General features: G+C 68.7%; 14 protein-coding genes. 12 read left to right on the top strand and 2 right to left on the bottom strand.

The features are described from left to right. The first annotated feature begins 72 nt into the window (after positions 1–72). The 4 genes from ACQEUX_RS15945 (at position 73) to ACQEUX_RS15930 (ending at position 7,740) form a co-directional block, all read left to right on the top strand. Entirely contained in the window at positions 73–1,908 is a 1,836-nt protein-coding gene (locus tag ACQEUX_RS15945) for an RICIN domain-containing protein (RefSeq protein WP_433047780.1), read from the top strand. 191 nt (positions 1,909–2,099) lie between these two features. Next, positions 2,100–3,662 carry an arabinofuranosidase catalytic domain-containing protein gene (locus tag ACQEUX_RS15940; RefSeq protein ID WP_433047778.1) on the top strand — a complete coding sequence of 521 codons (1,563 nt, stop codon included), beginning with the start codon at positions 2,100–2,102 and terminating at the stop codon, positions 3,660–3,662. A gap of 586 nt (positions 3,663–4,248) precedes the next feature. Then, entirely contained in the window at positions 4,249–5,718 is a 1,470-nt protein-coding gene (locus tag ACQEUX_RS15935; protein ID WP_433047775.1) for an endo-1,4-beta-xylanase, read from the top strand. A gap of 636 nt (positions 5,719–6,354) precedes the next feature. After that, the gene (locus tag ACQEUX_RS15930; RefSeq protein ID WP_433047772.1) at positions 6,355–7,740 is read left to right on the top strand and encodes an RICIN domain-containing protein; all 1,386 of its coding nucleotides are present in this window, start codon (positions 6,355–6,357) and stop codon (positions 7,738–7,740) included. Between the two features lie 75 nt (positions 7,741–7,815). Here ACQEUX_RS15930 and ACQEUX_RS15925 read toward each other — a convergent pair whose 3' ends face one another. After that, positions 7,816–8,535 carry a FadR/GntR family transcriptional regulator gene (locus tag ACQEUX_RS15925; protein WP_433047769.1) on the bottom strand — a complete coding sequence of 240 codons (720 nt, stop codon included), beginning with the start codon at positions 8,533–8,535 and terminating at the stop codon, positions 7,816–7,818. A 302-nt stretch (positions 8,536–8,837) separates the two neighbouring features. Between ACQEUX_RS15925 and ACQEUX_RS15920 the strand changes: the two genes are divergently transcribed. The 8 genes from ACQEUX_RS15920 to ACQEUX_RS15885 all read left to right on the top strand — a co-directional run bounded on the left by ACQEUX_RS15920 (position 8,838) and on the right by ACQEUX_RS15885 (position 16,797). Continuing rightward, positions 8,838–9,995, top strand: coding sequence for an ABC transporter substrate-binding protein (locus tag ACQEUX_RS15920; RefSeq protein WP_433047766.1), 1,158 nt, complete (start codon positions 8,838–8,840; stop codon positions 9,993–9,995). A gap of 4 nt (positions 9,996–9,999) precedes the next feature. Next, positions 10,000–10,980 (top strand): carbohydrate ABC transporter permease, encoded by a 981-nt coding sequence (locus tag ACQEUX_RS15915; RefSeq protein ID WP_433047763.1) that lies wholly within the window; start codon positions 10,000–10,002, stop codon positions 10,978–10,980. Next, positions 10,980–11,807: a carbohydrate ABC transporter permease gene (locus ACQEUX_RS15910; protein WP_433047760.1), complete on the top strand. Its 828-nt coding sequence runs from the start codon at positions 10,980–10,982 to the stop codon at positions 11,805–11,807. The genes ACQEUX_RS15915 and ACQEUX_RS15910 overlap by 1 nt, the downstream gene beginning before the upstream one ends. A gap of 1 nt (position 11,808) precedes the next feature. Further along, positions 11,809–13,032 (top strand): mandelate racemase/muconate lactonizing enzyme family protein, encoded by a 1,224-nt coding sequence (locus ACQEUX_RS15905; protein WP_433047757.1) that lies wholly within the window; start codon positions 11,809–11,811, stop codon positions 13,030–13,032. Positions 13,033–13,137: 105 nt separating this feature from the next. Next, the gene (locus ACQEUX_RS15900; RefSeq protein WP_433047754.1) at positions 13,138–14,163 is read left to right on the top strand and encodes a zinc-dependent alcohol dehydrogenase; all 1,026 of its coding nucleotides are present in this window, start codon (positions 13,138–13,140) and stop codon (positions 14,161–14,163) included. Then, positions 14,160–14,921 carry an SDR family NAD(P)-dependent oxidoreductase gene (locus ACQEUX_RS15895; RefSeq protein ID WP_433047751.1) on the top strand — a complete coding sequence of 254 codons (762 nt, stop codon included), beginning with the start codon at positions 14,160–14,162 and terminating at the stop codon, positions 14,919–14,921. Before ACQEUX_RS15900 ends, ACQEUX_RS15895 begins: the two co-directional genes overlap by 4 nt. Then, positions 14,918–15,793, top strand: coding sequence for an amidohydrolase family protein (locus tag ACQEUX_RS15890; RefSeq protein ID WP_433047748.1), 876 nt, complete (start codon positions 14,918–14,920; stop codon positions 15,791–15,793). Before ACQEUX_RS15895 ends, ACQEUX_RS15890 begins: the two co-directional genes overlap by 4 nt. After that, positions 15,790–16,797 (top strand): aldo/keto reductase, encoded by a 1,008-nt coding sequence (locus ACQEUX_RS15885; protein ID WP_433047745.1) that lies wholly within the window; start codon positions 15,790–15,792, stop codon positions 16,795–16,797. The genes ACQEUX_RS15890 and ACQEUX_RS15885 overlap by 4 nt, the downstream gene beginning before the upstream one ends. A gap of 86 nt (positions 16,798–16,883) precedes the next feature. Here ACQEUX_RS15885 and ACQEUX_RS15880 read toward each other — a convergent pair whose 3' ends face one another. After that, positions 16,884–20,432 carry a ThuA domain-containing protein gene (locus ACQEUX_RS15880; protein WP_433047742.1) on the bottom strand — a complete coding sequence of 1,183 codons (3,549 nt, stop codon included), beginning with the start codon at positions 20,430–20,432 and terminating at the stop codon, positions 16,884–16,886. Positions 20,433–20,435 lie beyond the last annotated feature (3 nt).

Genomic DNA, 20,435 nt, shown 5'->3' with positions numbered 1-20,435 from the left:
CGATCCCTGCGAATCGATTCGCAAGCGCAGCCCTCCGGAGAGCGTCCCCCACGCCCCACCAAGGAGCCGCCCGTGAAAACCCCGTCCCGCGGCAGGTCAGGACGAGCCCACGCGATCGTCGCCCGACTCGTGGTCGGCCTTCTCGCCGCCACCGCCGCCGTAACCGTCGCCGCGTCTCCGGCCCAGGCCGCCGATGAGTCGATCAGCGTCAACTTCTCCACGACCAGTGGTACGCCGACCTACCGTGCGTCCGGCTGGATCTACGGCATGACTGAGAACGCTGGCGGTCCGGCTGACCACTTCTACCGAGACGTCAAGTTCCAGTACATGCGCGCCGGCGGCGCGCAGCTCCCGGGGAGCGGCTGGGTCGGCGGCACCTACGACCGTCGCTGGAACTCCACCCTCGCCCAGGCACGTCGGACCGTTGCCCTGGGCGGTCAGTTCATTCTCCTGCCGCACGACCTGTGGGGTGCGGACGGCGCTGGGATCTCCCGCTTTCCCGGCGACAACGGCAACTGGACCGACTACGACAACTTCCTGACCCGGCTCATCAACGACGTCCGGGCGTCCGGGCTGTCCGTGCAGTGGGACATCTGGAACGAACCCAACATCACCATCTTCTGGAACCGCCCGATCTCGCAGTACCTCGAACTGTGGCGCCGCACCTACCAGCGCATTCGGGCGGAGTTCCCCAACCAGCCCATCGTCGGGCCGAGCTGCGCCTGCGTACCGTCGACCACGCACACCTTCTGGAACCAGTACCTGGACTTCGTCCACTCAACCAACACGGTGCCGGACATCATCAGCTGGCACTCGCTGCCGGGTGACCCGGTAGCCAACGTCGCCGCCGCCAACGCCACCCTCGACCCGCGCGGCATCGCCCACCCGCGCCCGTACCAGATCAACGAGTACGGCGCTCCCGACGAACAGAATCCCGCCGACGGCGCCTGGTACATCGCACGGCTGGAGCGCGCCCGCGCCGACGGCCTGCGGGCGAACTGGGCCAGCGGCGGCAGCCTGCACAACGACCTCGGCAACCTGCTGATCCGTAACTCGGCCGGCCAGCACCAGCCCAAGGGCGAGTGGTGGAACTACCGCTACTACGCCTCCCAGACCGGGCAGATCGCGTCGGTGACCCCCAGCCAGTCGTACGACGCGTTCGCCACGAAGGCGACCGGCGTGGCGAAGGTGCTCATCGGCGGTGGCCGCACCACCGGAAACCTGACCGTCAACCTGCAACGCCTGGACACCACCAGCGGCATCGTGCAGAACAACCAGGTCCGGGTCCTCACCCAGCGCATTCCCCACAACGGCGGCGGCGCCGTGCAGGGGCCGATCACGGTCTCGAACAGCCTGGTCGGTGTGTCCAACAACAACGTCACCGTGACCCTGCCGTACACCAACCAGACCGACACCTACACCGTCACCCTGCTGCCACCGTCGGACGGTAGTTTCCAGTCGGTGGCGGTGGCCCAGCACTCGCAGCAGTGCCTGGACAACGCCGGCCTGGTCACCGCCGACGGCAACGTCCAACGGCAGAACTACTGCGACGGCGGTGACCAGCAGCTCTGGAACTTCCGCCCGGTCGCCGGCGTGGCCAACACGTACACGGTCGTCAACCAGCAGAGCGGCAAGTGCCTCGACGTCAGCGGTGTGTCCACCGCGGACGGCGCGGCCGTGCACCAGTGGACCTGCCTGAACGGCCTCAACCAGCAGTTCACCCTCCGCAAGGTGACCTACGCGGGCAACGATTCGCACGACTACCAACTCGTCGCCCGGCACAGCGGCAAGTGTGTCGATGTCAGCACGGTCTCCACGGCCGCAGGGGCGCCGATCCACCAGTGGACGTGCAACCCGGCCGGCCAGAGCAGCCCGTTGAACCAGACGTGGCGGGTCCTGGGTCGGTAGGGGCTCGGGGGAGGTGATGCGCTGGCCGTCCGCCCGACGGCCAGCGCATCTCCCGCCCATTCCATTTATTGACATCAATGTATTGGCAATCCTACGATCGCTGCGAATCGATTCGCCGCCGCTGCCCGCCACCACCCGCCCGTGGCGCGTCGACCAGCCCCGCGCTTCCCACGACCCCGAGGAGCCACCTCGTGCGAACCCCGTCCCGTAGTGGGCCAGGAAAGGCCCGCCAGCACGTTCCGAGACGCCATCACGCCCGACGTCTGACCCTCCTGGCCGGTGCCCTCGTTGGCGTCCTCGTCGGCGTCGGCGCCGCACCCGGCACCCCGTCTCCCGCCGCCGAGGCGGCCGCGGCGCCGTCATCGGTGGCCGCCATCGAGCCGGGGCAGAGCACGCCGATCATCGGCACCCCGTCCGGTCGCTGCCTCGACGTTCCCAACTCCAGCACCGTCAACGGCACGCAGACGCAACTGTGGGACTGTCAGGGAGGCGCCGGCCAGACCTGGACCTGGACATCGAGCAAGCAGCTCACGGTGTACGGCACCAAGTGCCTGGACGCCTCTGGCCAGGGCACCGCCAACGGCACGCTGGCGATCATCTGGGACTGCAACGGCCAGACCAACCAGCAGTGGAACGTCAACGCCAACGGCACCATCACCGGCGTGCAGTCCGGTCTCTGCCTCGACGCCAGCGCCTACGGCACCGCGAACGGCACCAAGATCCACCTGTGGGCGTGCCACGGCGGCGCGAACCAGCAGTGGACCTCGCCGACCACCCCGCCGCCGACCGGTACGCGCCCGTGCGACATCTACGCCTCCGGCGGCACCCCGTGCATAGCGGCACACAGCACGACCCGGGCACTCTATGCGGCGTACGCCGGCAACCTCTACCAGGTCCGACGCTCGTCCGACAACGCGACCCGCAACATCGGGTTGTCCGGCGCGGGCGGCACCGCCAACGCGGCGACGCAGGACTCCTTCTGCGCCGGCACGACGTGCGTGATCACCGTCGTCTTCGACCAGTCCGGGCGCGGCAACGACCTCTGGTACCAGGGATCGAGCGTGGTTCCGGGCTCCCCGCAGAGCAGGCCCGCGATCGCCACGTCGGAGTCGCTGACCGTGGGAGGCGCGAAGGCGTACTCGCTCTACATCAACCCTGGTAACAGCTACTGGCGGGACGGGCACCTCACCGGAGTGCCGACGGGTGCCGCTCCCGAGGGTATGTACATGGTGACCAGCGGAACCCACGTCAACAACGGCTGCTGCTTCGACTACGGCAACAGCGAGACGACGAGGAAGGCCGACGCCGCCGGGGCGATGGACGCCATCAACTTCGGCACGCAGTGTTGGTTCGGCGGCTGCTCCGGCACCGGCCCCTGGGTGCAGGCAGACCTGGAATGGGGTCTCTTCCCCGGCGGCAGCCAGACCTGGAACCCGAACCAGCGCTCCTTCACCAGCAAGTTCGTCACCGCGACACTCAAGAACAACGGCACGACCCGCTTCGCCATCAAGGGCAGCAACGCCCAGTCCGGCAGCCTCTACACGCTGTGGGACGGTGCGCTTCCGCCGGGATACAGCCCGATGAAGAAGCAGGGCGCGATCGTCCTGGGCAGTGGCGGTGACTGCTGCAAGCCCGACGGCGGCGCGAACCTGAGCGCCGGCACCTTCTACGAGGGGGCCATGGTCGCCGGCTATCCGTCCGACGCGACCGAGAACGCCGTGCAGGCCAACGTGGTGACCGCCGGATACCGCTGACCCTGGCGACAGCGCCGGAACACCCTGTGCGCCGGTCACCACCCTGTGGTGGCCGGCGCACGTTCTCGTCGACGTCGGGCAGGTGTCAGACGACCGTGCGCAGGGCACTCGGCCGCCGGGTGCTCGTGAGCTGCGGCGACCGTCGATTGCTCGTGCCCGACGCCTGTGAGCGATAACAGAACTACCGTCGAGCCGCCCGCTGTCAGTGCGGTGCGGCTCGTCCGCTGGTCGCGCCACGGGTGGAGACGGTCCGGTGTTGGGCGGCCACTACGGGGCGAAACGAGGCGTTCCGAGCGATTGGCATGAAGGGCTCGTTACGTCTTGACGAACGACATGTTATCGCTCACTCTCGATATAGAGGATGACCGTTCCCGTGGTTCACCGGGCGAACCGCGCTGGTCGTACCTCCGATCACGGCGTCCCCCCAGGGCATGCGGACGTCACCTCAGGGCTCAGCAGATGCCGGCGCCAGCCTTCCTGGGCTGCGTGCGCCGGTACCGGGCGGCCTGGATGACCGTCCCGGAGAGGCTGTCCTGAGCGAAGTGGCACATCACCACCACCGATGCAACCACTGAGAAGGAACGACATGAAACCCAAGAGAACTTTGCTGGCGACGGCGGCCCTCGCCGTCGCACTCACCGCGGGTATGACGGCGGCACTCGCCCCCATGGCCAGCGGCGCTGGAACGACCCTGAAGGCGGCGGCGGCCGAGAAGGGCCGCTACTTCGGCGCCGCCGTCGCGACGGGCAAGCTCTCCGACAGTCAGTACGTCGGAATCCTGAACCGCGAGTTCAACAGTGTCGTGGCCGAGAACGAGATGAAGTGGGACGCCACCGAGCCGCAGCAGGGTCGGTTCAGCTACACCGGTGGTGATCGTCTGGTCAGTCACGCGCAGGCCAATGGCATGAGTGTGCGGGGTCATGCGCTGTTGTGGCACGCGCAGCAGCCGGGTTGGGCGCAGGGCTTGTCGGGTAGTGCGTTGCGTAGCGCGGCGATCAACCATGTCACCCAGGTCGCGACGCATTTCCGGGGCAGGATTCACTCGTGGGATGTGGTGAACGAGGCGTTCGCTGACGGGGGTAGTGGCGGGCGGCGTGACTCGAACCTGCAGCGCACCGGTAACGACTGGATCGAGGCGGCGTTCCGGGCGGCGCGGGCGGCGGATCCGGGTGCGAAGTTGTGTTACAACGACTACAACACCGACGGGATCAACGCGAAGTCGACCGGCATCTACAACATGGTGCGGGACTTCAGGTCGCGTGGGGTGCCGATCGACTGTGTGGGGTTCCAGTCGCACCTGGGCACCACGTTGGCCGGGGACTACCAGGCCAATCTGCAGCGTTTCGCCGATCTTGGCGTGGATGTGCAGATCACCGAGTTGGACGTCATGACCGGCGGCAACCAGGCCAACATCTTCGCCTCGGTCACCCGCGCCTGTCTGGCCGTCGCGCGCTGCAACGGCATCACGGTGTGGGGCATCCGCGACAGCGACTCCTGGCGCGGATCCGACGACGCCCTGCTCTTCGATCGGTCGGGTAACAAGAAGGCCGCGTACAACGCCGTCCTCGATGCCCTCAACGCCGGCTCGACCCCGCCCACCACGCCCACGCCGGGCTCCGGCGTGGACACCAGCGCCTGGTACGTGCTGCTGAACCGGAACAGTGGCAAGGCATTGGACCTGTACGCCTCGGCTACCAACGACGGGGCGCGGATCAGCCAGTGGTCGCGGAACAACGGTATGAACCAGCAGTGGCAGTTCGTGGACTCGGGGAGCGGCTACTACCGGCTGAAGTCCCGACACTCGGGCAAGGTGCTGGACGTGTACAACTTCTCCACCGCCGACGGCGCGGCGATCGTGCAGTGGAGCGACGGCAACGGCACGAACCAGCAGTTCCGGCTCGCCGCGTCGTCCGATGGTTACGTGCGTGTGATCAACCGCAACAGCGGCAAGGCCGTCGAGGTGCAGGGCGCGTCCACCGCTGACGGGGGGAACGTCGTTCAGTACGCCGACTGGGGTGGCACCAACCAACAGTGGCAACTGGTCCGCATCGGATAGCGACCGTCACGAGGTAGGTGGTAAGCGTGGCGGCCCGCAGTGACGGGGCGGGCCGCCACAACCGTCAGGTCCAGGGATTTCGGCGGATGTCCATCCGCGGCCGAAGGGGAACGTCGGCGGCTCTCGCCCGGCCCCCGCCGACCGTCGGACGCGACCGTCGGCCTGCCCTGGGACGTGATGCTGCGAGGCGCGACCAGCGCGGCTCGCCCGGTCAGCGAGCGCACGCGCCTCGTCTCCATTCATCGACTGTGAGCGATAACATCCACGCCGTCAAGTCGTCCGCTCCGCCGCGACGATCAATTCCAGAGAGTCGATCCAGCTCCGCAGGCTGGTGGCCGTGGATTCGATGCCGGTCAATGGATCCGATCGATACCAATCGTTTGACGTATGACGTCGTTAGCGCTAATTTTCACCCGCGGGCCACGTGGCTGCCGGGAGCCAGGGTGTCGCACCGCGCGGTCGGCGCGGGCCTGCTTCGAGCCCGGTTCGTGGCATCGCCAACGACGCGCGTGGCTGGCCGCAAGTCGCCCGCACAACACCCCCAGACGTGCTGACGCCACCACCAGACGCCGGCACGCACGCCAGGGCACGCGCGGGCGTTCTGCTCGTGGGTGACCCCGATCGAAGGAGTGGACCATGAAGGCCATCGGTGAGGCTCGTCCCGCCTCTCCACAGAGACGTGGCTGGCGGTCAGGGCTGGCCGCGGCGGCAGCCGGGGTCATGGCGGCGAGCATGCTCGTCGTGGTCGACGCGGCACCTGCGGCGGCGGCGACCGTGGACACCAACGCCTGGTACGTCCTGGTGAACCGGAACAGCGGCAAGGCGTTGGACCTGTACGCGTCAGCCACCAACGACGGCGCGCGGATCAGCCAGTGGACGCGTAACAACGGCGCCAACCAGCAGTGGCAGTTCGTGGACTCGGGTGGCGGCTACTACCGGCTGAAGTCCCGACACTCGGGCAAGGTGCTCGATGTCAGCGGCTTCTCCACCGCGGACGGCGGCGCGATCGTGCAGTGGTCGGACCTCAACGGGACGAACCAGCAGTTCCGGCTGGCCGACTCGGACGGTGGCCACGTTCGGCTGATCAACCGGAACAGCAACAAGGCCGTCGAGGTGCAGGGCGCGTCCACCGCCGACGGTGGAAACGTCGTGCAGTACGCCGACTGGGGCGGCGCCAACCAGCAGTGGCAACTCGTTCCCGTCGACGGCAGCAACCCACCGCCGTCGGGTGGTAGCGGGTGCGGCAAGGCGCCGACGCTGGCCAGCGGCACGCACACGATCCAGAGCAACGGCAAGAGCCGGACGTTCATCCTGCGGGTGCCCGCCAACTACAACAACAGCAACCCCTACCGGCTGATCTTCGCCTTCCACTGGCGGGGCGGCACCATGCAGGAGATCTCCTCCGGCGGCACCAGCGGGACCGCGTGGTCCTACTACGGGCAGCAGGAGCAGTCGAACAACAGCGCGATCCTGGTGGCGCCCCAGGGATTCGGCAACGGCTGGGGCAACTCCGGCGGCGAGGACATCACCTTCGTCGACGACATGATCAGCCGGATCGAGAGCAGCCTCTGCGTCAACCCGAGGCAGCGGTTCGCGCTCGGCTTCAGCTGGGGTGGCGGCATGAGCTACGCCGTCGCCTGCGCGCGGGCCACCGTCTTCCGGGCCGTCGCGGTCATCTCCGGCGCGCAGATCAGCGGCTGCAGCGGCGGTACGCAGCCGATCGCGTACTTCGGTCTGCACGGAATCTCGGACAACGTCCTGAACATCTCCCAGGGCAGGGCGCTGCGCGACACGTTCGTTCGCAACAACGGTTGCACCGCCCAGAACCCGCCCGAGCCGGGGGCTGGCAGCCGTACGCACATCACGACCACCTACTCCGGCTGCAGAGCCGGGTATCCGGTGCAGTGGGCCGCGTACGACAACGGTCACATGCCGGGCCCGGTCGACGGCACCTACGCCGAGAGCGGCATCACCACCTGGACCAAGGGTGAGATCTGGAGGTTCTTCGCCCAGTTCTCGTAAGACTGGTCGGCCTCCGGTGGCGGCGCCTGCTCCCGTACCTCTTGGGGTGGGCGCCGTCCCGCCTTGCGGAAACGGTCAGCGTTGGAGACGAACCGGGCTGCCCGAGCCACTGCGGCGGACCAGCCAGGCCTCGGTGATGTGGGTGAACATCGCCTCGGCCGCGCCGTTGGAGTCATGGGCGGCGATGCGCTCGTAGATGCGTCGATGGCCCTGGTTGGACGCCACGCACAGCGCGCGTTCGGTCCGGCCCATGTAGCGGGCGGTGTTGATGACCTGGCTCTCCAGTGCGCGTACGACGCCACGAGCGATGCGGTTCCCGGATGCCTGCATGATCGTGTCGTGGAAGGCCCGGTCGTGGTCGTGGTACGTGACGTGGTCGTCGACGAGCTCGTCCATCCGGTCCACCATGGCCCGCAGCCGGTCGATGGTCTCCTCGTCGGCGAGGCGCGCGGCGACGTTCGCCATGTCGGACTCCAGCACCCGCCGGGTGACGACGAGGTCATCGAGGATGGCGAGGCTGTCGTCCACGGCGATGGTCGCCGCGAGGACGAGTTCGTCGAGCATGTCCCAGTGCGACGGTGGGGTGACCATGGTGCCGGCGCCCTGGCGGACCTGCACCAACCCCTTCTCCTGGAGGATCTTCACCGCTTCCCGGACGACGGTCCGGCTCACGGAGAAGGTCTCGCAGAGGATCGGCTCGGGGGGTAGGGACGTCCCGGACGGGTGTACGCCACGGACGATGCGCTCCACCAGCTCGGCGGTGACCGCTCTGGCGAGGTTGGTCGGTCGACGCACCCACGCCGGGGTTGCCGAACTATTCAGGGCTGTCTCCTGCGCTGGCGTCATGTCCCCTCCGAATGGCTCGCCGTGGCACGACGTCTGGCTCAGTGTACGGCCGAGTATTGACGTCACACGTCATACGAGTTACGTTCCGGTCAACATTGGCACGGCGGCGCGCCCGTCGGCCACCCCACTTTCAGAGGTGACAACTGATGAGACAGCGCGCAATATGGTCGGCCGTCCTCGTTGTGGGACTTGCCGTGGCCGGCTGTGGAAGTGCTAGCGATTCGGGCTCGTCGAGCGGGTCGGACGGCAAGTTGATCGTCTGGGACTGGAAGTCCGGCGAGGCGTTCGCCAAATCCTATCTGGACAAGGCGAAGGCCGACTTCAAGAAGAAGCACCCCGATGTCGCGGTCGAGTTCGTCGCGCAGCCCTTCGACCAGTACTACACGCTGCTCGGTGCGGCCATCCAGTCCGGCAAGGGCCCGGACGTCATGCTGTTCAACGGCGGTGGCCAGATCCGCGACCGGGTGGACGCGCTGGTGCCGCTCAACGACTACGTGGCCGAGGACAAGCAGCGGTTGGCCGGTTGGGACGCGTTCACCAAGGACGGCAAGATCTACGCCGGCCCGGTGACGCTGCAGGGTTACCCCATCTACTACAGCAAGTCGATCTACGAGAAGGCCGGCCTCGACCCGGCGAGCCCGGCCACCACATGGGACAAGTTCACCGCCGACTGCGCCGCCATTGCCAAGGCCGGCGCCAAGTGCTTCGCCCTCGGCAACAAGGAGGGCGTCGGCATTCAGTTCTGGCTCTCGAGCCTGGGGTCGACCACCCTGACCGTTGCGGAGTACGACGCCTGGATCGCCGGCAAGCGCGACTGGAACTCGCCCAACGTCAAGCGGCTCTTCCAGCTCTGGAAGGAGGCCGGCGACAAGAAGATGAACAGCGACGGGGCCAACTCGACCGCGATGTTCAACGACTCCTTCGCGCTCTTCCAGTCCGGTAAGGCCGCTCACGTCATGGGTCTGATGTCGGACGTGGGGCACTGGCAGGACTTCAACGAGTTCCTCACTCCGGAGAAGCTCGGCGTCATGAAGGCCCCGGTCGTCACCGCCGGCACCACCCCGAGCCTCCCGTACGACGGTGGCATCGGTTACGCGGTCGCCAAGTGGACGAAGGACCCGAAGATGGCCGCCGACCTGGTGCGCTCCCTGAGCTCGGCCGACGCGTTGAAGGCCTTCTACGCGGATGCTGGCGCGATCGCCGCCGACACCACCATCGACGTGTCGCAGGGTGGGCCGGCGGTCACCACGATCGTCAGCGAGCTGAAGAGCGGCAAGCCCGCTCTGCACGTGGCGTTGTCGTCGAAGACGCTGGACCTGATGGGGCGGCTCTCTCAGCAACTCCTCAGCGGTTCGATCACCGTCGACGAGGTGGTGAAGCAGTTGGCCGCTTCCGACCAGGCGGGCTGACCTCGTGCAGATCGGAAACACGCAACCGTCGGTCCGTCCGGTTCAGGCCGGACGGGCCGGCGGGGCGGCGGTCAAGCCCTCCGCGGAACAGGGAGTCGCTCGATCCCGTCGCCCCCGCGGCGGCCTGGGGGCCGAACGCTTCGCCCCCTACATCCTGGTCGCTCCGGCCGTCCTGATCATCGTGGCGCTGCGGCTCTACCCGCTGATCCTCGGAGTCAACTTCTCCTTCACCGGCGACGGTGCGCAGAACGGGACGACGGTCGGATTCGGCAACTACCGCGAGCTGTTCGACGATCCGCTGTTCCAGACCGCGCTGCGCAACGTCGGGCTGCTGGTGCTGCTGCTTCCGGTGGCGGTGGCGATCCCCGGTCTGCTCGCGACGTTCATCTACCTTCGGGTGCCGGGCCACCGCTTCTACCGCAGCGTCTACTTCTTTCCCGCGGTGCTCTCGCCGGTCATCGTCGGCGCGATCTTCAACCTGCTGCTCGCCTTCGACGGCCCCCTCAACGCCGTCCTCGGGTCGTTCGGCGTCAGTCCGGTGGACTGGCTCGGGGATCCGGACCTCGCCATGTTCATGGTGGTGGGCGTGCACATCTGGGCCACCTTCGGCATGGCCCTGGTGGTGTTCCTCGCCGGCTTCGCCACTCTGGACGCCGCGCTCCTGGACGCCGCTCGGGTGGACGGGGCGACGCTCCGCCAGATCGTCTGGCACGTGATCGTCCCGAGCCTCTCGCGCACCATCCAGTTCGTCTTCGTGACCACGATGATCGGGATGCTGACCTCGATGTTCGGCCTCCTCTATGTCATGACCAGCGGCGGCCCGGAGGGGTCGACGTACCTACCGGAGTTCTACATCTGGAAGCAGCAGGGCCAGATGAACCGTCCGGCTCTCGCGTCGGCAGCCTCGACGATCCTCTTCATGATCATGCTCGTCGTGGGGCTTCTTCAGATCAAACTGCTCGAGCGATCCGGAAAGGAGGATTGATGTCTCGCCTCCGCCTGGGACGGTGGCTGATCGCCATCCCCATGTCGCTGCTCGCCCTGGCGACGATCTACCCCCTGCTGTTCACCGCCAATGTCGCGATGAAGGCCCGGCGCGACTACATCCTCGACCGGTTCGGCCTGACTGACGCCCTGCGCTGGGAGAACATCAGCGCGGCGTGGACCAGCGTCGGCATGGGCCGCTACTTCGTGAACTCGCTGTTCGTGGTGACGGTGTCGGTCCTCCTGCTGCTGCTGTTCGGGTCGATGGCCGGCTTCGCCCTGAGCCAGCTGCGGTTCCGCGGCTCGTCGGCGTTGTTCCTGGGCTGCCTCGCGGGGCTCTTCATCCCGTTCCAGGTGATCATGGTGCCGCTCGCTCGGATCATGGCCGACACCGCGCTCATCGACACGTACCCCGGCCTGATCCTGGTCTACGTGGCCCAGTTCCTGCCCTTCACCGTCTTCCTGATGACGAGTTACTACAAGGGCATTCCGCCGGAGATCGTCGACGCGGCCCGGATCGACGGCAACACCGTGTACGGCGTGTACCGCCGGATCATGCTGCCCCTGGGCACCCCGGCGCTGCTGTCGGTCGGCATCCTCAACGCCCTGTTCTGCTGGAACGACGTCCTCATGGCGCTGGTGATGATGCCGTCGGCCGATCACCGGACGCTCATGATCGGGGTGACCTCGTTGCGCGGGCAGTACTCCGACAACATCCCCACCTTCGCCTCCGGGGTGCTGATCGCGGCAATACCCGTCCTGTTGGTCTACCTGTTCCTCCAGCGCCAAATTGCCGACGGTGTAGCCGCCGGTTCCACGAAGGGTTGACATGCGGATCACGGGATATCGGACGCTCACCACGGTCCAGGAATGGGGGCGACCCGTCGGCGACGCCAACGGGGTGTTCGCCGACGGGGTGGTCCCGGTCTCGATCGTCATCGTCGACACCGACGAGGGCATCTCGGGAGTCGGCCTCGGGCCGCACGTCGAGATCGAGCGGATCTTCCCAGCTATCGAGGGCGAAGACCCCCGGGCCGTGACGTCCCTGTACGACCGCATGTTGCGGCACACCTTCAAGGCGGGCCACGCCGGGCCGGTGTTCGGCACCATCGGCGCTCTGGACACCGCCCTCTGGGACATCAAGGCACAGGCCGCCGGTGAACCGCTGTGGCGGCTGCTGGGCGGGCGAGACCGGCGGGTAACCGCCTACGCGTCCGGGCTGGACATCGGGCTCACCGACGACGAACTCGTCGCGGAGTACGAGGTCTACGCGAGCCACGGCCTACGGGCGGCCAAGCTCAAGGGCGGCCTCGACATCGAGCGCGATCGACACCGCCTGAGCCTGGTCAAGGAGGTCCTCACCGACGCCGGGCACGGCCGGCGGCCGGGCCTGATGCTCGACGTCAACGAGGCGTGGACCCGCAAGCAGGCCGTCCGGCATGTCTGCGAAATCGAACGCACCCTGGACCTCATCTGGATCGAGGAGCCGGTCCGGCGCTGGGACGCCGAGGGTCTCGCCGCGGTCAGCCGAGGCGTCTCCGCGTCGGTGGCCACCGGTGAGAACCTCACCGGGCTCGAACAGTACCGTCCGCTGATCGCCGCCGGCGCGGTCGACATCGTGCAGATGGCGGCCGTCTGGGGGGTCACCCACTTCCTGCGGGCGTCCGCCCTGGCCCACGCCCACGACCTGCCGGTCAGCCCGATCGGCAACAGCCCGGTCGGGCTGCTGCACGCCGCGACCTCGGTGCCGAACCACCTGACCAGCGAGCTGCAGGACCTGCGTCCACCGGTCGGCGTCTCCATCGACCTGCACGTCGAGGACGGCACCTTCGTCCTCGGCGACTCACCCGGCCTGGGTGTCCGCGTCGACGAGGAGCGAATCCGGACCGCGAACCACCGCCCGCAGGCGCACACGGCCGAGAGCCCCAACGTCCGGCCGGAGCGGGCCGGACGGCGGCTGCTGGCCGGGGTCGACGGCGTCTTCCCGGCCCGCCAGGTGCCCGTCGTGTCGCTGAACTCCCGCAACGAGGTGTCGCCGACCGCACGGCACTGAGCTGACCACCAGAACAGGGAGGCGTGGGTGCATCGCGATGGCGGTGCACCCACGACCCTGCCCGGTCGGCACGACCGACGTACCGACCGTCGAGACGGAGGAACGATGAAGGCAGTCGTCTACCGGGGGGCGCGACACCTCGGAATCGAGGACCGTGATCCGGAGTCACCGGGTCGTGGCCAGGTACGGATCGAGGTGGCGTACACCGGGATCTGCGGCACCGACCTGCACATCTACCACGGGGACATGGATGCCCGGGTCGGCGACTCCGCGATCATCGGGCACGAGATGTCCGGGCGGATCGCGGCCGTCGGCGAGGAGGTGACCGGCTGGAACATCGGTCAGGCCGTAACGGTGATGCCGACCCGGCCCTGCGGACGGTGCGCGGCCTGCCAGCGGGGCAACTCCCACGTCTGCCACGCGATGAACTTCCTCGGCATCGACTCACCGGGTGCCATGCAGTCCTCCTGGACCGTGCCGGTGGAGCTGGTCCTGCCGCTTCCGGAGGAGTTGCCCCTCGACCACGCGGCGCTCGTCGAGCCGGTGGCGGTCGCCGTGCACGACGTACGCCGGGGGAACGTGACCGCCGACGACCAGGTGGTCGTGGTCGGCGGTGGGCCGGTCGGGGTCCTCATCGCCACCGTCGCGCGGGGCCGCGGCGCGCGGGTGCTCCTCGTCGAGCCCGACCCGTTCCGACGCGAGGTGGCGGAAGGGATCGGGATCGAGGCCGTCGACCCGCGATCGACCGATGTCGTGGCGTTGGTCAACGACCGTACCGACGGCGCGGGCGCCGACATCGCCTTCGAGGTGTCCGGCTCCCCGGCCGGCGTCACCACGGCGGTCGACGTCCTCACCACCCGCGGGCGGCTGGTCATGGTGGCGATCCATCCCCAGCCCCGGGAGGTCAACCTGCACCGGTTCTTCTGGCGCGAGCTGGAACTCCTCGGCGCCCGGCTGTACCAGCGCGACGACATGGTGGAGGCGATCCGGCTGGTCGCCTCGGGTGAGATTCCGGCCGGGGAGCTGATCTCCCGGGTCGAGCCGGTCGAGGCGGCCAGCGCGGCCTTCGCGGCGCTGGAGGGTGGCGGCGTCATGAAGGTGCTGCTCGATGTTCGGGAGGGTAACCAGTGACGGCGTTGTTCGACCTGTCCGGCCAGACCGCTGTCGTGACCGGGGCGCGGCGCGGTATCGGCCTCGCCATGGCCGAGGCCCTGGCCCTGGCCGGTGCCGACGTCGTCGGCGTCTCCGCTCAGCTCGAATCGGAGGGCAGCGAGGTCGAACGCCGGGTACGCGCCGCCGGCCGCCGGTTCACCGCGCTGCGGGTGGATCTCGGTGACCGGGCGGCCGTGCACCGGTTGGCCCGCGACATCATCGCCCTCGGGCCGGTCGACATCCTGGTGAACAACGGCGGCACGATCGCCCGGACCCCGGCCGCGGAGCACCCGGACGAGATGTGGGACCAGGTGATCGAGGTGAACCTGAGCAGCCAGTTCGTCCTGAGCCGGGAGATCGGCCGGACGATGGTCGAGCGCGGCCGAGGGAAGATCATTTTCACCGCGTCGTTGCTGAGTTTCCAGGGTGGCATCACCGTCCCGGGCTACGCCGCGTCGAAGTCGGGCGTGGCCGGGCTGACCAAGGCGCTGGCCAACGAGTGGGCGGCCCACGGGGTGAACGTCAACGCCATCGCGCCCGGCTACATCGCCACCGACAACACCCAGGCGCTGCGCGAGGACCCCGACCGCAACCGGGCGATCCTCGGCCGGATCCCGGCCGGCCGGTGGGGCCGGGCCGACGATCTCGGCGGTGCCACGGTGTTCCTGGCATCGGCCGCCTCGGACTACGTCAACGGGATCGTGTTGCCCGTCGACGGCGGTTGGCTGGGCCGATGACGGGGGAGCAGCCCGGACGTTCCGGGATCGTCGACGCACACCACCACCTCTGGGTCCGCGCACGGCACCCGCAGCCGTGGATCGACCCCGTGACGATGGCGGCCATCGACGCCGACTTCGAGCCCGTGGACCTCGCGCCGCTGGCCCGGGCCGCAGGGGTCACCGCGACCGTGGTGGTGCAGTCCATCGCCTCGGAGGCGGAGACGGTGGACCTGCTGGGCGTCGCGGCCGAGGACACCCTCGTCCGTGGGGTCATCGGCTGGGTGGACCTGACCGCCGCTGACGTCGCCACCCGCATCGGACGCCTGCGGGCCGCGCCAGGCGGGGAACGCCTCGTCGGCATTCGGCACCTCGTGCAGAGCGAGACCGACCCGGCGTACCTGGACCGCCCGGATGTCCGTCGGGGGATCGCGGCCGTGGGCGCGGCCGGCCTGGTCTTCGACCTGCTGGTTCGCCAGCACCAGCTCCCCATGGCCGCCCGTCTGGCGCACGACCTGCCCGAGGTGAGCTTCGTCCTGGACCATCTGGGCAAGCCCGCGCTGGGCCGTCCGGAGCTGGCGGAGTGGACCCGCGATCTGCGGGCGTTGGCGGCCGCACCCAACACCACGGCGAAGCTCTCCGGGCTGGTGACCGAGGTAGGCCGGTCGCACTGGACGTCGGAGGACCTCCGACCGGCCGTCGAGGACGCGCTCGACGCATTCGGGTCGGACCGACTGATGTTCGGCTCGGACTGGCCGGTCTGCCTGCTCGCCAGCTCGTACCTCGGGTGGGTCGAGGCCCTGGCCGAGTTGCTGGGGGACCAGGACCCGGCCGGCCAGGCACAGGTCTGGGGAGACACGGCACGCCGCGTCTACGGGCTGGAGGCGTCGTGAGGGCGCGAGCACTGTCGCGTCGCCCGGAGGTACGCCTCACCGAGCTGGGCTTCGGCGCGGCCCAGGGGGGCAACCTGTACCGGGCGACGACGGACGAGGAGTTCGGCTCGGCGGTCGACACCGCGTGGGAAGCCGGCGTCCGGTACTTCGACACGGCGCCGCACTACGGGCTCGGGTTGTCCGAGCGCCGCCTCGGCGTCGCGCTGCGGAACCGGCCGCGCGACGAGTACGTCGTGTCGACGAAGGTCGGACGGCTGCTGGTGCCGTCGCCCCAGGACGCGCACCTACGGGACTCCGACGGGTTCGATGTTCCCGCACGTCACCGGCGGGTGTGGGACTTCAGCCGCGACGGCGTCCTTCGCTCGATCGAGGCCAGCCTCGACCGCACGGGACTGGACCGGGTCGACGTCGTCTACCTCCACGACCCCGACGACCACTGGGAGTGGGCCGCCCGCGAGGCCGTGCCCGCCCTGGTCGACCTGCGTGATCAGGGCGTCGTGGGTGCCATCGGCGCGGGCATGAACCAGTCCGCGATGCTGGCTCGGTTCGTGCGGGAGACCGACGTCGACGTGGTGATGTGTGCCGGGCGGTACACCCTGCTGGAGCAGGGTGCGGCCGATGACCTGCTGCCTGCCGCCGAGAGCCGAGGGGTGGGTGTGGTCATCGCGGGCGTCTACAACTCGGGGCTGCTGTCGCGGGACCGGCCACCGGCTGACGCGGTCTACAACTACCAGCAGGCACCAGCGGAGTTGATCGAGCGGGCGCGGCGGATCGCCGCGGTCTGTGAGACGTACGGTGTCACGCTGCCGCAGGCGGCTCTCGCCTTCGTCCGCAGGCACCCGGCCGTGGTGTCGACGGTCGTCGGCGTGCGCAACGGCCCGCAGGCCGCGGAGGCGGTACGACGCTCCGAGGCCGTCGTGGCGGAGGAACTCTGGGACGCGCTGGTGGCGGCGGGGTTGCTCGCCGCGCCGCCCGGGCAGCGCGACGGCCTCCATCTCGGTTGATGGCGACGCCCCGGTCGGGACCGGCTCCTTCGTCGGAGGCCGGTCCCGACCGGACCGTCACTGGCTACCGCGACTGCGGCGGATCGTCAGGCCAGGGTGAACCGCCACTGCTGGTTGGCGGCACTGTGGCAGGTCCACTGCAACAGTCGGGCGCCGTCGGTGGTGGCAGCACCGTTGACGTCCACGCACAGCCCGCTCAGCACATTCCGCACCGTGTACACCCCGGAGGTTCCCGTCGCGGTGGCGGTGAACTTCTGCTGGTTGCCGTTGTTGCAGGTGGCCTGCTGGAGGAAGGCACCCGCCGCCGTGGAGCTGCCGACCACCTCGACGCACTTGCCGCTGTGCACCGCCTTGAGGTAGACCGCACCGCTACCGGCGTCGACGGCCTGCCACTTCTGGTTGTTGGCGCCGGTGGCCGCCCACTGGGTGATCTGGGCGCCGTCGGCGGTCGAGACACCGCTGACGTCCATCAGCTTGCCGCTGTGCTGGGCCGTGACCGTCCAGGTCTTGCCCGCCAGGCCACCGCCGGTGGTGGGTACGCCGACGCCCGAGCCGCCGAAGGTGTGCGAGTCGAGATCGAACCAGTTGTTCGTGCTGCCCTTGAACACCAGGTAGAGCGTCTGCGTCCCGGCGAGAGCGGCGACGTTCACCGGTGGCGTGGACTGGTAGTTGTCCCAGCCACCGGTGCTGGGCACGGGTGTGGTGGCCAGCAGTGTGCCGGTCGGCGAGCCGGCGCGTAGCTCGATCGAGCCGCCACCGGACGGCGACGACAGCCGGTAACTGACGTTCGTGATACCCGACAGACTCATCGGGGTGAACGCGATCCAGTCGTTGTTGGAGATGTCCCCGACGCGTTTGGTGCTCTCCGCGCCGGCCTGGTCGACGACCCGGGTACCCGACTGGCTGCTGTAGTACTCGGCCTGCTTGTGCTTCGGCTGGAGGATCACCTGCGCGGTACCGGTGAGCGGGGCCGCACCCCCGCTGCCGCCATTGTCGGTGTACCGCGCGTTCAGCACGTAGAACAGGTTGGCGCCGTCCGGGTGTCCGCCGAGCAGGTCGGTGGAGATGGTGCCCGAGCAGCCCGGGTACTCCGTGGTCTCGTGCGCGTGGTCGTCGTGACCGAGCGCCGGGTTGAGGAAGACCTTGGTGCAGTCGATCGCGGCACCCCCCGGGTCGGAGACGGTGATCTGGTACGGCACCCGGTCACCGAAGGTGAGCATGCCGCCGTTGGCTGGTGTGGTGATGGTGACCACCGGGGCGGTGTTGCCGACGGTGATCTGGACGTTGGCGAAGCCCGTCTTGCCGGTGTTGTCGGTGACCTTCAACTGGGCCGTGTAGTTGCCGTTGGCGGTGTAGACGTGTGAGGGGTTGGCCGCCGTGGAGGTGGTGCCGTCGCCGAACGTCCACTGGTAGCTGAGCGTGTTGCCGGGGTCCGGGTCGGCCGTGCCTGCGCTGCTGAACTGGACGGTCAGCGGTGCGTTACCGCTGGTGGGGGTGCCGGCGGCCTTGGCGATCGGCGACCGGCCGCCCTGGATGTAGTCGATCCGGTAGAGCCCGGAGTCGCTGTTGCCGCCACCGAAGTTGGTGCCCCACTCCAGCAGGTAGAGCGAGCCGTCCTTGCCGAACTCCATGTCCATCGGCTTGTTGAACCCCCCGCCGGGCAGGAACGGGTTGGTGCGGGTCACCGCCGTGGCCGAGTCGAAGTGCACCTCCTTGACGTAGTTGCGCGACCACTCGTAGAAGAAGTGCACGCCGTCGTAGTAGGGCGGGAACTTCGTCGCGGACGGGTTCGCCGGGTCGTACCGGTAGACCGGCCCACCCATCGGCGCGGAGCCGCCGGAGCCCAGCTCCGGGAAGGTCGGTGAGGTGCCGTAGCCGTACCAGATGTTGGGGGCGACGACCGGCTTCAGGTTCACCAGACCGGTGTTGTTGGGCGAGTTGTTGACCGGTGCGTTGCAGTTGAACTTCGCACCGACCACGCCGGTGTCCGGGTTGAAGGGCGCGTAGGGCTGGTTGTCGCCGTGGCAGAACGGCCAGCCGTAGTTGCCGGCCGACTTGATCACGTTGAGCTCGACCAGGCCCTCCGGGCCACGGTTGGTGGTGGGCGGGTTGCGGTCCGGCCCGTAGTCGGCCAGGTAGACCCAGCCGTTGGCCGGGTCGATCGAGAAGCGGAACGGGTTGCGGAAGCCCATCGCGTAGACCTCCGGCCGGGTCTGCGCCGTACCCTGCGGGTAGAGGTTGCCGGTCGGGATGGTGTAGCCGCCGCTGGCCGAGGGGCGGATGCGCAGCAACTTGCCGCGCAGGTCGTTGGTGTTGCCGGCGGTCCGGGCGGCGTCGAGGTTGGACTTGCCCGACCGCCAGTCCAGCGGGGCGTAGCCCTGCCAGTTGGGGTCGAGGTTCGGCGGCGTGTCGTCACCCGTGCCGATGTAGAGGTTGCCGTCCGGACCGAACTCGATGTACCCGCCGGTGTGGCCGGGCTCCGGGAAGGTGCGGTCACGGTACGCCGGGATGTCGATGATCCGGGCCTCGGTGGACAGGTTGAGCGTGTCGCCGGTGAGTGTGTAGCGGGAGACGCGGTTGACGTCGGTCGTGCTGCTCGACGGCGAGTGGTACAGGTACACGTACCCGTTGGTGGCGAAGTTGGGGTCCAGCGCCATGCCGGTGAGACCGTCCTCACCGCCGGTGTAGACGCTCAGCGTGGCGGCGGTCACGGTGCTGTTGGTGGAGGGCTTGAAGATTTTCACCTGCCCGCCGCGCTGGACGTAGAGCACTCGGCCGTCCGGGGCAACGGCCATCGCCATCGGGTCGACGGTGTTGTCGTCGAGAGTGCGCTTCTCGAAGTTGCCCCAGACGGTGCCGCCGCAGTCCCCGGCGGCGTTGCCGGCGGCCCACCGGACGCCGCCCAGGACGTGGTTGCGGAAGTTCGTCTCGCTGTAGGACTCGATGGCGTGGCCCATCGCGGTCGCCCACACCCGACCACCGCCGGCGTTGCGGCACCAGGAGATCGGATGGTCCGGGCCCATCGCCCGGGACCCCGGGTTGTACGTGCGCTCGTCGGCGGTCACCAGAACGTGCACGTTGCCGCGTGGGTTGGCGTCGAAGTTGTACCACTCCTCGCTGCGGTTCCAGCGATCCGGCAGACCGGCCGTCGACGGGTGCTGCTTGTCGGCGACGATGGCGGTGCCGGGCAGCACTCCAGGGGAGTGCTCGGGCATGTGGGCGCCGCCGTTGATGGTCTGGTCCCACCACGGGTACTCGGCCTCGATGCCCATGTCGGTGGCGTTGTGGACGCCGACGATGCCCTTGCCGCTGGCGAGATAACCCTCCATCGCCTGGCGTTGGGCCGCCGACGTCCAGACCATGCCGGAGGTCTGGAACATGATGATGACGTCGAAGGTCGCCAGGTTGGTGGGGGTGAAGACGCTCGAGTCCTCGGTCTGCACCAGCTCGAAGTTGTTCGCTGCCGCCTGTTGCTGGAACATCGAGATCCCGGCGGGGATCGAGTCGTGCCGGTAGCCGACGGTCTTGGTGAACAACAGGGCGCGGAAGGCGGGGGCCGCCGACGCGGGTGGGGCGAGTCCGAGCGCCAGTAACAGGCCGGCGATCACTGAGATGAGCAATGTGTTACGACGCATGCC

The sequence above is a fragment of the Micromonospora sp. CA-259024 genome (genome assembly GCF_050936255.1).
Taxonomy (GTDB): Bacteria; Actinomycetota; Actinomycetes; order Mycobacteriales; family Micromonosporaceae; genus Micromonospora.
Note: the sequence above shows the minus strand (reverse complement) of the source record. Positions and strands in the feature narration are given on the sequence as shown.